A 12931-nucleotide genomic window follows, 5' to 3' on the forward strand; every position below is an offset into this window, starting at 1 on the left:
ATACGCGCAACCGCTCGCCCTTCCCCTCCGCATGGCCGGCCCGGATCGCCTGAACAGGCATTCGGGCCGCGCGTCGTCACTGCACTTCAGCTCCCTCGCCCTCCTCCTCGAAACAGGCTGGCCCGTCGCCGCTGCAGGCAGCGATTCGTGACTGCGCAGTACAAGTTCTTATGCCGCTTCATCCGTTTATCCGCCGCGCGCCGCGCACGATACTTCGCACGGTCCGGCGCCACGCGCCCCACTCGACATTTCGCACGCACATGAACCGATATCCAGGATTGAAGCGCATCGCGCGGCCGGCCGTGCTGGCCGCCGTTCCGCTGGCCGCGCTGTTCGCGTTGTCCGGCTGCCAGTCGGACGACAAGGCGCCGGCCGCGACGCCAGGCGTGATCGTCAGCGCGCCCGTCGCGCGCGACGTCAACGACGTCGACGTCTACACCGGCCGCTTCGAAGCGGTCGACACCGTCGACGTGCGCCCGCGCGTGAGCGGCTATCTCGACAAGGTCGCGTTCCAGGACGGCGCGCTCGTCCGCAAGGGCGACCTGCTGTTCGTCATCGACCCGCGTCCGTACCAGGCGGCCGTCACGGCCGCGCAGGGCGCGCTCGAACGCGCGCAGTCGCAACTGAAGCTGAGCCGGCAGGATTTCGAGCGCGCGAGCATCCTGATCAAGACCGATACGATCGCGCAGAGCCTTTACGACCAGCGCAGGCAGGCGGTGCAAAGCGCGCAGGCCGAAGTGACGAGCGCGCAAGGCGCACTGGAGCGCGCGCGGCTCGACCTGTCGTTCACGCGCATCGTCGCGCCGATGTCCGGCCGCATCAGCCGCAAGCTCGTGAGCGAGGGCAATCTCGTGAAAGGCGGCGACAGCGACGCGACCGTGCTGACGACGATCGTGTCGCAGGATCCGATCGACATCTACTTCGACGTCGACGAGGAAAGCTACCTGCGCTATACGCGCGAAGCACGAAAAAGCGGCGGCAACGCGTCGTCGCGGCAGGTCGCGATCGCGCTGCCGGGCGATGCGCAGCCGTCGCTGACGGGGACGATGGATTTCGTCGACAACCGCCTCGACGACTCGACCGGCACGCTGCGCCAGCGCGCCCGCGTCGCGAATCCGGACCGGCGTCTGAGCCCCGGCCAGTTCGGCCGCGTGTACCTGTCGAGCCGCGTCGCGCACCGCGCGCTGCTCGTGCCGGATACGGCCGTCGCGACGGATGCGACGCGCCGCGTGCTGTACTTCGTCGACGCGAACGGCACCGTCGCGATCCGTCCGGTGACGCCGGGCCGCCTGTACGGCAACCTGCGCGAAATCGCCGCGGGGCTGAACGCGAGCGATCGCGTGATCGTCGACGGCTTCCAGCGCGTGCAGGCCGGCGACAAGGTCAAGGCCGTGCCGCGCACGATCGAAGCGGCCACGGCGGCCCGCGCGGCGAACGGCACGGCCGGGAGCGCGCAATGAATCTCGGCCGCCTGTCCGTGCAGCAGCCGGTGCTCGCGATCGTCCTGTCGATCGTGCTGACGATCGCCGGCGCGCTGGCCTATTTCTCGCTCGCGGTCTCCGAGTATCCGGACATCGCGCCGCCGACCGTCGTGATCCAGGCGACCTATCCGGGCGCCTCCGCGGAAACGGTCTCGCAAACGGTGTCGACGCCGATCGAACTGGAAGTGAACGGCGTGGAAGACATGCTGTACATGTACAGCCAGGCGACGTCGGACGGCAGCCTGAACATCACCGTGACGTTCAAGCCCGGCACCGACGTCGACAAGGCGCAGGTGCTCGTGCAGAACCGCGTCGCGCTCGCGACGCCGCGCCTGCCCGAGCCCGTGCAGCGCAGCGGCGTGTCGGTGCGCAAATCGTCGCCGACGCAGCTCGGCACGATCTTCCTGTACTCGCCGGACCAGCGCTACGATCCGCTGTACGTGTCGAACTACGCGATCCGCAACGTCGCGGACGTGCTCAAGCGGATCGAGGGCGTCGGCGACATCAACCCGCTCGGCGCGCGCGAATACTCGATGCGCATCTGGCTCGACCCCGAGCGCGTCGCGTCGTTCGGCCTGAGCCCGGCCGACCTGATCGCCGCGGTACGGTCGCAGAACACGCAGCTCGCGGGCGGCGTGGTCGCGCAGGCGCCGATCACGAACCAGGCGTTCCAGCCGAACCTGATCTTCGAAGGGCGGCTCAAGCGCCCCGAGGATTTCAGCGACATCGTCGTCAAGCAGGGCAAGGACGGCAGGCTCGTGCGGATGAAGGACGTGGCACGCGTCGAAGTGGGCGCACTCGCGTATGCGACCGACAGCTACATGCTGCGCCACCCGACGATCGCGCTGCAGGTGCTGCAGCAGCCCGGCGCGAACGCGGTCGCGACGATGGCCGCGGTCGAGAAGAAGATGGCCGAGCTGGCCACGGACTTCCCGAAGGGCATCGTCTACAACATCGGCTACAACCCGACCGCGTTCATCGGCGACAGCATCCACGAACTCGTCAAGACGATCTACGAAGCCGTCGTACTCGTCGTGTTCGTCGTGCTGCTGTTCCTGCAGGGCTGGCGGCCGTCGATCATCCCGATCCTGTCGATTCCGGTGTCGCTCGTCGGCACGTTCGCGGCGATGGCCGTGCTCGGCTATTCGATCAACAACCTGACGCTGTTCGGCCTCGTGCTCGCGGTGGGGATCGTCGTCGACAACGCGATCGTCGTGGTCGAGAACGTCGAGCGGCACCTGTCGGCCGGCGCCCGGCCACGCGATGCGACGCTGCTGACGATGAAGGAAGTCGGCGGCGCGCTGTTCGCGATCACGCTCGTGCTGTGCGCGGTGTTCGTGCCGACCTCGTTCATTCCCGGCATCTCGGGCCAGTTCTTCCGCCAGTTCGGCGTGACGATCGCCGTGTCGACCGCGATCTCGTTCTTCACGTCGGTGACGCTCGCGCCCGCGCTGTCCGCGATGATGCTGAAAGCGCACGCCGGCGACCATGACGCACCGGCGCCGGCATCCCGCATCGCCGCGCCGTTCGCGCCGGCGATGCGCGCCGCACGGCGTTTCTCGAACGCGTTCAACCGCGTGTTCCAGCGCCTGTCCGATGCGTATGGCCGGCTGGTCCGCAAGATCGTCCGGATCGTCCCCGCGATGGTCGCCCTGTACGCGGTGCTGATCGCCGCGACCGGCTATCTGCTCGTGTCGAGCCCGAAGGGTTTCATTCCCGCGCAGGATCGCGGCTACCTCGTCGTGCTCGTGCGCACGCCCGACGGCGCGACGCTGGAGCGCACCAGCGCGGTCGCGCGCAAGATCGAGGACATCGCGCTGTCGGTGCCCGGTGTCGCGCGCGTGCCGGTGTTCTCCGGCGTCAACGCGGCGACCGGCACGAACTCGGCGAACAGCGCCGGCCTGTTTCCGGTATTCCAGCCCTGGCCGGAACGCAGGAAGCAGGGCCTGACGATTGAGAAGATCGCGGCCGAGATGCGCCGACGGCTGGCGAGCATCACCGAAGCGTCGATCGTCGTCGCGATGCCGCCGCCGGTGCAGGGCCTCGGCAGCACGGGCGGCTTCGCGATGCGGCTCGAAGATCGCAACGGCCTCGGCACGGCCGCGCTCGCGAAGGCGACACAGGATCTCGTCGCGGCCGCCAACCGCACGCCCGGCATGGTCGGCGTCTACACGCCGTACTCCGCGACGAGCCCGCAGGTGCACGTCGAGCTCGACCGCGAGAAGGCCGAGATGCTCGGCGTGCCGAGCCAGGCGATCAACGACGCGGTCGAGACGTATTTCGGTTCGACCTACATCAACGACTTCAACATCGTCGGGCGCACCTACCGCGTGACCGCGCAGGCGGACCTGCCGTTCCGCGTCGGCGCGTCGGATCTCGCGCGGCTGAAGGTACGCAACCGCGACGGCGAGATGGTGCCGATCGGCAGCGTGACGCGTATCGACGACATGCTCGGCGTCGATCGCGCACCGCGCTACAACCTGTATCCGGCCACCGAAATCAACGGCGATACCGCGCCGGGCCTCGGCTCGGGCTTCGCGATCAAGACGATGGAAACGCTCGCGAAACAGGTGCTGCCGCCCGGCATTTCGTTCGAATGGACCGATCTGTCGTACCAGCAGACCACGGCCGGCAACACGGGGCTGCTCGTGTTCCCGCTGTGCGTGCTGCTCGTCTATCTGGTGCTCGCCGCGCAGTACGGCAGCTGGAGCCTGCCCGTATCGATCCTGCTGATCGTGCCGATGTGCCTGCTTGCCGCATCGCTCGGCGTGCGCGCGCTCGGCCAGGACGTGAACATCCTCACGCAGATCGGCTTCATCGTGCTGGTCGGGCTCGCCGCGAAGAACGCGATCCTGATCGTCGAGGTCGCGAGGCAGCTGGAGGCCGGCGGCGCCGCGCTCGTCGAGGCCGTCGTCGAGGCATGCGTGCAGCGGCTGCGCCCGATCGTGATGACGTCGCTCGCGTTCATCCTCGGCGTGCTGCCGCTCGTGATCTCCGAAGGCGCGGGCGCGGAAATGCGCCAGGCGGTCGGCGCCGCGGTGTTCTTCGGAATGATCGGCGTGACGTTCTTCGGGCTGCTGTTCACGCCCGTGTTCTATGTGATGGTTCGCCGGCTCGCGATGCGCAAGACCGCTGTCGCAGCCGTCGCGATGGAGGGAGTGCAATGAAGTTCGTTCGACTCGTGGCCGCGCTGTCCGCCGCGGCCGTCCTGGCCGCGTGCACGAGCGCGCCGGTCGCCACCGTCACGCCGCCGCCTCTGGCGGCGACCTATGCGAACGCGGATCTCGCGGCCGGCGGCCCGGCCGCCGACACCGGTGCGTGGTGGCATGGCTTCCACGATCCGATCCTCGACCGGCTGGTCGACACCGCGCTCGCGAACAACCTCGACCTGCAGGCGGCCGTCGCACGCATCGACGCAGCCCGCGCGGTGCGGATCGGCGCGGCGTCGCAATGGTTCCCGTCTCTCGACCTGAATGCCGGTGCCAGCCGTCGGCGGCTGTCCGCCTCGCAGGCGTTCCCGACCGATACGCCGACGACGGGCAACGCATTCGACCTGAATGCGAGTCTTGCCTGGGAAATCGACATCTTCGGCCGCATCCGTCAAGGCGTGTCGGCGGCCGACGCGGATATCGCATCGGCGCAAAACGATGCGGCGGCCGTGCGGATCGCGACGATCGACGAAACCGTGCGGACCTACGTGACGGTGCGCGGCCTCGAACAGCGGCTCGCGCTGGTCGAAGCCAACGCGTTGAGCCAGCGCAGCACCGAGGAATCGACACGGCGCCTGTTCGACGCGGGCGTCGTGCCGGTAGCCGACGTCGACCGCGCCGCCGCGCAGACGGAAACGACGCTGGCCGAGCTGCCCGCGCTGCAACTGCAGCGGCAGGCCGCGATCCATCGGCTGTCGATCATCACCGCGTCGACGCCGCAGGAGGTCTATGCGCGGCTCGACCCGCCCGCGCCCGCGCCGGTGTGGACCGCCGCCGCACCGGGCATCGGCACGCCGGCCGACCTGCTGCGCCGGCGGCCCGACGTGCGCGCGGCCGAGGCTCGCGTCGTCGCGGCCTATGCGCGCATCGGCGTGGCCGAGGCCGACCTGAAGCCGCACCTGCAATTGATCGGCGTGATCGGCGCGGCGATCGACGGCTTCTCGGGCGCGTCGCTCGCGCGTTCGCTCGCGTGGATGGCCGGCGCCGGCGCGAGCGCGCCGCTGTTCGACGGTGGACGGCGACGCAGCGTCGTCGCGCTGCGTCGCGCGCAGGCCGACCAGGCGCTCGCCGCCTATCGCACGGCGGTGCTGACGGCGGTCGGCGACGTCGAGACATCGGTGGCCGCCGTCGCCCGCAATCACGGCCGGACCGAGCGCCTCGAGCGCGCGGTGTCGAATGCGCGCGGCGCCTATACGCAGATCAACCGGTCGTGGCGCAGCGGCGAATCGGCGTTCATCGATACGCTGGAAGTGCAGCGTGCGCTGCTCGCGGCCGAGGATTCGCTCGCGCAGGCACGCACCGATGAAATGCTGAGCCAGGTCAGGCTGATGAGCGCGCTGGGAGAGTAGGCGCGCGGCTCGGGTTCGACCGATGCGCGAAGGGCGACGGGTTCGATGTCATTCGAACCCGTCGCCCTTTTTACTGCGTGGCCGGTGACGTGCCGTGCCGGTTCAGTCGATGTCGCCGCCTGCCTTCAACTGCGCGCCCACATAGTCGAGAAAGCTGACGATGCGCGACGACAGCGTCGCATTGCGATAGAACACCGCATGAATCGGCTGGCGGAACTCGACCGTGTCGTCGACGAGCAGTTCGACGAGGCTGCCGTCGCGGCGATGCGTGCCCGTCATGTAGTCGGCGAGGCACACGATGCCCGCGCCAGCGAGCGCGAGCGTCAGCAGCGTCTCGCCGCTCGACGCCTGCAGCGCCGGATGAATGCGGTACACGCTACCGTCCGCGGCGCGCAGCGGCCATTGGTTCAGCGTTTCCGGCTGCACGAAACCGAGCAGCGTATGGCTCACGAGATCGGCGACGCTCGCCGGCACGCCGGCTTTCTCCAGATAGGCCGGGCTCGCCAGAATGCGCAGCCGGCTGCTGCCGAGCCGGCGCGCATGCAGCGTCGAATCGCGCAGCTCGCCGATCCGGATCGCGACGTCGGTGCGCTGTTCGAGCAGGTCGATGATTTCATCGCTCGTATGGAGTTCGACCGCGATCGCCGGATACGCTTCGCGAAAGCCCGGCATCATCGGCGCGATCACGTGCTGCATGAACGGCATCGCTGCATTGATCCGCAACCGCCCGGCCGGTGCCTCGCGCTGGCTGACGATCTGTTCCTCGGCGAATTCGACCGACGCGATGATCTCGCGCACGTAGTCGAGAAAGAGCTTGCCCTCCTCGGTCAGTTCGAGGCGGCGCGTCGTGCGGCGAATCAGCGTGGTGTCGAGTTTTTCCTCGAGGCGCCGCAGGATCCGGCTCATCACCGAGGTCGGCTGGTGCAGTTTGTCGGCCGCCCCCGTCAACGAACCGGTATCGGCGATGGTCACGAACGCGAGCATCTCGTCGAGGGTCGTCTTCATGGTCGGCACTCGTCAGCGGTATCAGGGACCGTCACGATAGTGCCCACGCACCCGTTTGATAAGCGGGCGCACGCGCGAATGACAGTTGATTTCGATTCAATAATTCCCGCCGAATAGTGCCCGGACAATCGGCGTGAAGCGGGAGGGTTACCGCCTGTCGCCGAGCGCCCCGAGGATCCGGTAGGCAACCTTCACGCGATCCTCGATCGGCACGTTCCCGTTCGCGAGCATCACGATCGCGATCCGCTTCGCGGGAACGAACGCGACGTACGTGCTGAAGCCGGCGGTCGAGCCCGTCTTGTTGATCCACGTCGCGGCGCTCGGGGCGAGCGGCGGCTGGATCGCGCTGGCCGGCACCGCGTCGAACAGCATCTTCGGCGCATTGCCCGCGAGCAGCGTCGGCAGCACGACCGGGTACGGATACTGTTCCCAGATCAGATCCTGCGTCAGCGGCCCCGCGCGGAAATAGCCGGTGTGCGTGCGTTCGATCGCGCGCTGCAGGCGCGGCGCGGTCTGGATCATTCCCATGTTCGCCTGCACGAAACGCAGGAGGTCGGCCGCCGTGGTCCGCACGCCGTACGCCGGCTGCCATAGCATGCCCTCCGTCATCCGCACGGGCTTGCCGTCCTTCGCGTAGCCCTGCGCATAGTCGGCCATCCGCGCGGCGGGCACGTCGATGTACGTGTGCGTCATCCCGAGCGCGGGAAAGAGCCGCTGCTCCATCAGCGTCGCGAAATCCTGGTGCATCGCCTTCGCGGTCAGCCAGCCGAGCATGCCGATCGCGACGTTCGAATACTTGCGGTGCGTGCCCGGCGCATACTCGGGCCGCCATGCGCGGAGATAGCGGATCAGGCCCGCGTCGTCGCGAATGCTGTCCGGCACCTGCAGCGGCGTTCCGCCGGGCGTGTGCGTGCCGAGCTGAAGCAGCGTCACGACGCCGAACGGCTTGCCCTGCAGCTCGGGCAGATATCTGGCCGCGGGGTCCGCGAGCGACAGTTCGCCGCCCTCCTGCGCGTCCGCGGCGAGCGTCGCGGTCAGCGTCTTGCTGACCGAGCCGATCTCGAACAGCGTGTCGCCCGTCACCGGCTTGCCGGTCTGCTTCGACATCACGCCGTAGTCGAACACGTAGGGCTTGCCGTCGGCGACGACGCCGATCGCCATGCCGGGAATCGCGTACTGCTTCATCAGCGGCGCGATATGGCGCGTGACGGTGTCGTGGAGGTCGTCCTGCGTGACGGCGGCCGCGCGACCGGCGGTGGCGGTCGCGCATGCGGCGACGAACAGGGTCGCGGCGAAGCGTGTCGCGTTGAATCGCATGAGTGCGGTTCCTTTCGATTTCCGATGGTTGCATGAGCAACGGATACGGCGGCGCCGCGCATAGAGGGCGGCGCCGCCGGCCTGTCGAAGCAGGACTATCCGTTATCGCCCGGCCGCCAACAATCGACGATATGTTGCGCGAGGCGAAAGAAAAACTTATGAGGTACGGCGAATGGCACCTTGTCGAAAATCGACGGAAAAGAGATAAGCCTCGTCAGTTCCACGCGCGCTGGCCTGCCGCGCGATTGATTCACCCGCCCGGATCGAGGTCGAACTCGACCTGCGGGCCGACCTGCCCAAGTGGCAGATCATGCAGCGCGTGCCGTGGATCCCGCCGACAGCTTGATGGTCAGAACGCGCCCGGCAGCGGGCCGCGCGCCGCGCCTGCATGTCATCCCGGCAGCCGGTCGAGAAACGCGAGCATCGCCGCATTGAACCGCGCGGGCCGCTGCAGCGGCGCGAAATGGCTCACGCCGGGCAGGATCGTCAGCGTCGCTCCCGGGATCGTGTGCGCCAAGTACGCCGCATGCTCGGGCCGGATGAATTCGTCGTGCTCGCCCTGCACGATCGCAACCGGCACGGCGATCGCCGCGAGATCCTGCGCGGTGTAATTCGGTTGCGTGCGCATCATTTCACTGACGGCGGCGACGAACGCGTCGAACTGATCCGGTGTCGCCGACAGTCGCGCGTAGTCCTTGCGATGCCGCGCGAAACAGCGATCGATCAGCGGGCTCGGCGCCATCTCCTTCGTGCCGCCCGGATCCATGTTGCACGCGAAGAAGAACACGCCGGCGGCGCGTTCCGGTGCGCGAGCGGCCAGCACGAGCGCGATGCATGCGCCGTCGCTCCAGCCGACGAAGCGTGCACGGTCGACGTGCAGCGCGTCGAGGACGGCCAGCACGTCCGATGCCATGCGTTCGTACGAATAGGGGCCGTCGTCGCGCGTGCTGCGGCCGTGGCCGCGGCTGTCGATCACGATCGCGCGGTAGCCGGCCGCGAGCAGCGCCGGCACCTGGTTGCCCCAGTTGCCGCCGTGGCCGAGGCCGCCGTGCAACAGCACGACCGCCGGCCCCTGGCCGTACGACGCGTGCCAGATGCGCGCGCCGTCGTGGTCGAGCCATCCTTCGGCATCGGCCGCCGGCAGCGGCGGGCCACCGTGCGCGTCGAAGCGGACGAGTTCGTCGTCGTCGAGTTCCGCACTCATCGTTCAGCCGTCCTTCAGAGGGAGACGCGCTTGCGATTGTAATGCGTGCGGCCGATGCCGCCGTGGCCACTCAGGCCTGCGTCGACACCAGCCCGCCCGCCTGCGAGCCGCCGGATTTCGCGAGCGCCGCGGCAAGTTGCGCGATCGCCGTCGCGAGCGCGGCCGAGATCGTGCTGGCTTCCGCGCTCAGCGACTGCTGTTCGACGGCCGCGGACGGGTCGTCCTTCGCCCGCTGCGCCGCGGCGGCCATCTGCCGCTCCAATGTCGCGAGCTGCTTCTGCAGCCGCTCGATCAGCGCCTTCAACTGGGCGACCGCCGGGTCTTCCGACGATGCACCGGCCGTGCCGGGCGTTTCGCCGGCGGCGCCGGTGGCATCCTTCGTGGCGGTGGTGCTCGACGTGTCAGTCGCTGCGGCGGCACCTGTCGCGCCCGTTGCGCCCGTCGTACTCGCGGCATCCGTCGCGCCGCCGGTCAACGGTCTCGCGGCGGCCGGGTTCGTGGTCATGGCGCTGTCCGCGAGCGGGGATCGCGCGGTCGTGGAGAAATCGATCTGCATCGTGTCGGTCCGTGTGTCGGTTGACGAAGTGACATGGCGGAAATCGCCTTCCAGTTCGTTTACGGCATTCATCACACGAAACTTGAATATCGGGGGTCGGGTGGATTACTGCACGATGACCGAAATTGATGGCGAAAGGGCCAGATTCGCGGCATGGCGGCGCTGGTAAAATCGCCGCTTCGCCGGCTGGATACGCACGTCGGACGCTCGTTCGGGCCCGAGCGCGCGATGCCGCCGGCTTCGACTCCGGCCTGTCGAGGCGCGGCACGCAACGTCTGCCGACGACGCCCTCGCGGCTTCCCGGGTTGCCTTTTCCGTCCGCCTGCACGCGTGCCCCGCTCACCGCCCGAGCGGCGAACGCCGTGCGGCACGCATTCACCTCATCACGCATTCGAGGAACACACGATGGCCCGCATCGGCGCCTTCTGCATCACGACGTGGCTCGCCGCCGCGATTCTCTACTTCGGCCAGCACTCGGTCGCGATGATCGTGCTCAGCGGTGTCGTGGTATTCGGCGGGTTCGATCTGCTGCGTCCGTAACGGCACGGCCGTACCGTCCGGTGCAAGCGCATCGGGCGCTTCTTTCCGCACGCATCCTCGCATGCGCGTCGCCGGTTCGCCCGCTCCTTCATCCGTTGAAGGGGCGCGTGCCGTTCACGGCCGAACGGCCCGCTCGGGTTCCGTCGCCACCAGCCGTGAACAAAGCCCGTTCAGCGCGGCAACGTCCTCAACGAAGACGGCCCGCCCGTCAGCGCGATCCGCTTGCCCGTATCGCGCAGCTTGCCGCCTTCGACCGCATACAGCGCAAGCTGCCGTTCGACGTTGAACTGCACGATCACGTGCCGGCTGTCGGCGGTAAACACGATGCCCTGAGCGGCTTCGCCGCCCGGCACCTCGCTCACCTTCACGGCCTGCCCGTCGCGGATCTCGAACAGCAGCACCTTGCCGAGCTTGCGGCGGCCGGGGTTGTCGGCCGTCAGGTTCGAGCCGTCCATCGCCTGCACCGCGATCCATCTCCCGTTCGGCGAAATCGCGACGCCTTCCGGCAGCGACGGCACCGTCAGGTACTGCACCGTGCGAAACGGCACGCGCGACACGTCGATCAGCGCGACCGAATCGGCGTCGCCCGCGAGCGTGCCGGTGTAACCGGGCAGCCCGGCGAGCCCGACGTTGCTGACGACGGCCCAGCGGTTGTCGCTCGACACGTCGATCGTGTACGGCGCGACGCCCGTGCTCAGCCGCGTGCCGCTGTCGGTCACCTTGCCGTCGTCGACGTTCAGCACCGCGATGCCCTGCTCGTCGCGCAGCGACACGAGCGCATGCTTGCCGTCGTGCGTGAAGCTGATTCCGGCCAGCCGCTTCTTGCCGATTTTCAGGGCGCTGTCGAGCGTCACCTGCGTGCCGTCGATGCGCAGGATCGACACGCTGCCGTCGACGTTGGCGACGAGCGCGAGCCGGCCCGAGCGGTCGATCGCGATCCCTTGCGGATGCGTGCCGAGCTCGACGCGCGTGATCGCGGGCGGCGCGGTGTCGAGATTCACGACTTGCAGGAACGTGTCGAACACGAGCTGCTTCGCGGCCGTGTCGTAGCGCGTCGGCGCGCCGACCAGCGCGAGCTTCGCGTCCGGCGTGATCGCGACGGCCTGCGGCGGCCCCTGGATGCCGTTCTCGACGTCGATCTGCGCCGCGACCTTCGGCGGGAACGTGCTGGCGTCGAGCAGCGTCAGCGTGTCGGCGGGCGGGGACGGCAGAAAGGTGTCGCGGCCCTCGACACGCTGGTACTTGCCGTCGTTGCCGGACACGATCCAGTCGGCGGCGTGCACGGCGACGGCCGTCGTGGCCAGGGTCAGCGCGGCGAGCAGGCGCGCGCCGCGCGGGCGGAAAGGATTCGAATGCATGGCGGTCGGTTCTCCGGATCGGTTGCGGACGCAATGAATTGCCCGGCCCTGCTGCCCGACGGGCCGGCGCCATCGGATGATGCCCGAAAGCGCGCGCGCCCGGCGTCTCGCACCCGGTTCGGTTCCGTCAATCCGTGCGTCGCGTGCCCGACGGCCACTCGACGACGTCGTCGAGCGGATACACCGGCCGCGCGAGCCGCTCGTAGCGGAACAGCCCGAAGTCCGAGCCCGTCACGCCGCGGCTGTCGCATTCGACCAGCGCGGACGAAATCGGCACGAACACCGGCCGGCAATGCCCGTCGCGCGAAACGGTTCGCGCCGCACGCTGATCGGGAACCCCATGCCCGCGGCGCGGCGGCGTACCGGGGCGGCACGCGTCAGCGCGGCGGCGTGCGGATTTTCCCGTCGACCTTCAACGTGCGCCGGTCGCGCGCGACCTCGTACTCGACCGTCTGCGCGGGCGCGACCGCGCCATAGGATCGGCCGTTGACGTAGACGACGCCGTCGTGCAACTCGACCCGGTCGCCGTTGACGGTCGCGGCGGCGCTGTCGCCCTGCAATACCGCGCCCGAACAACCGGCCGTCGAAAAGCTGCGGACCGACGCGTCCGCCATCGCGGCGTTTCCGCCGCCCCGATCCGCCGCATGCGCGGCGCTGCACGGCGGCGCGTCCATCGCGCCGGCGGCATGAAGCGGCGCCGCGCCGATGCCACTGCCGGCAAGCAACGCGATCGTCATCGGCAACAGCTTGTTCATCGTGATCTCCGTGGTCCGCGGTCGTCGATCGGGGGTCGGTCGACGCTCCGGCTCGCAAGTCGGCCCGCTCCGCCAGTATGCGGCCACTTCCGCACGCCGGGCCATCGGCTTGGGTACCCCGCCGTGCCGCGCTGGTCCTCGCGCGTCGATCCGCCTG

At 68.9% G+C, this 12931-nt stretch carries 10 protein-coding genes and 1 pseudogene; 4 read left to right on the forward strand and 7 right to left on the reverse strand.

Annotated features, from left to right (window positions below):
- Positions 1-260: 260 nt before the first annotated feature.
- The 3 genes from CFB52_RS29865 to CFB52_RS29875 are packed head-to-tail and all read left to right on the forward strand — an operon-like array spanning position 261 to position 6039.
- The gene (locus tag CFB52_RS29865) at positions 261-1460 is read left to right on the forward strand and encodes an efflux RND transporter periplasmic adaptor subunit (protein ID WP_099318259.1); all 1200 of its coding nucleotides are present in this window, start codon (positions 261-263) and stop codon (positions 1458-1460) included.
- Positions 1457-4648 (forward strand): efflux RND transporter permease subunit, encoded by a 3192-nt coding sequence (locus CFB52_RS29870; protein ID WP_099318260.1) that lies wholly within the window; start codon positions 1457-1459, stop codon positions 4646-4648. The genes CFB52_RS29865 and CFB52_RS29870 overlap by 4 nt, the downstream gene beginning before the upstream one ends.
- Positions 4645-6039, forward strand: coding sequence for an efflux transporter outer membrane subunit (locus CFB52_RS29875; protein ID WP_099318261.1), 1395 nt, complete (start codon positions 4645-4647; stop codon positions 6037-6039). The genes CFB52_RS29870 and CFB52_RS29875 overlap by 4 nt, the downstream gene beginning before the upstream one ends.
- Before the next feature lie 102 nt (positions 6040-6141).
- Here the strand turns inward: CFB52_RS29875 and CFB52_RS29880 are convergent, their stop codons facing one another.
- From CFB52_RS29880 to CFB52_RS29895, 4 genes are all read right to left on the reverse strand, one after another.
- Positions 6142-7044 (reverse strand): LysR substrate-binding domain-containing protein, encoded by a 903-nt coding sequence (locus tag CFB52_RS29880; protein ID WP_099318262.1) that lies wholly within the window; start codon positions 7042-7044, stop codon positions 6142-6144.
- A gap of 147 nt (positions 7045-7191) precedes the next feature.
- A complete protein-coding gene (gene ampC / locus CFB52_RS29885; protein WP_099318263.1) occupies positions 7192-8361 on the reverse strand; it encodes a class C beta-lactamase in 1170 nt (389 codons plus the stop codon).
- 391 nt (positions 8362-8752) lie between these two features.
- On the reverse strand, positions 8753-9565 hold the full coding sequence (locus CFB52_RS29890; protein ID WP_099318264.1) for an alpha/beta fold hydrolase: 813 nt from the start codon (positions 9563-9565) through the stop codon (positions 8753-8755).
- Positions 9566-9635: 70 nt separating this feature from the next.
- A complete protein-coding gene (locus CFB52_RS29895; protein WP_060009244.1) occupies positions 9636-10121 on the reverse strand; it encodes a hypothetical protein in 486 nt (161 codons plus the stop codon).
- A gap of 405 nt (positions 10122-10526) precedes the next feature.
- On the opposite strand from CFB52_RS29895, the gene CFB52_RS35250 reads away from it, so the two are divergent.
- A complete protein-coding gene (locus CFB52_RS35250; RefSeq protein WP_006767081.1) occupies positions 10527-10661 on the forward strand; it encodes a hypothetical protein in 135 nt (44 codons plus the stop codon).
- Between the two features lie 170 nt (positions 10662-10831).
- On the opposite strand, the gene CFB52_RS29905 is transcribed toward CFB52_RS35250, so the two are convergent.
- From CFB52_RS29905 to CFB52_RS29915, 3 genes and pseudogenes are all read right to left on the reverse strand, one after another.
- Positions 10832-12019, reverse strand: a complete 1188-nt coding sequence (locus CFB52_RS29905) for a beta-propeller fold lactonase family protein (RefSeq protein ID WP_099318265.1) — start codon at positions 12017-12019, stop codon at positions 10832-10834.
- 127 nt (positions 12020-12146) lie between these two features.
- Positions 12147-12314, reverse strand: a pseudogene (locus CFB52_RS29910) (microcystinase MlrC family protease); the annotation flags it as partial.
- An 82-nt stretch (positions 12315-12396) separates the two neighbouring features.
- Positions 12397-12774 (reverse strand): sugar ABC transporter ATPase, encoded by a 378-nt coding sequence (locus CFB52_RS29915; RefSeq protein WP_089465963.1) that lies wholly within the window; start codon positions 12772-12774, stop codon positions 12397-12399.
- Positions 12775-12931: the final 157 nt, after the last annotated feature.

Origin of the sequence: Burkholderia sp. AU18528 (assembly GCF_002223215.2) — a bacterium.
GTDB classification, from domain to species: domain Bacteria; phylum Pseudomonadota; class Gammaproteobacteria; order Burkholderiales; family Burkholderiaceae; genus Burkholderia; species Burkholderia semiarida.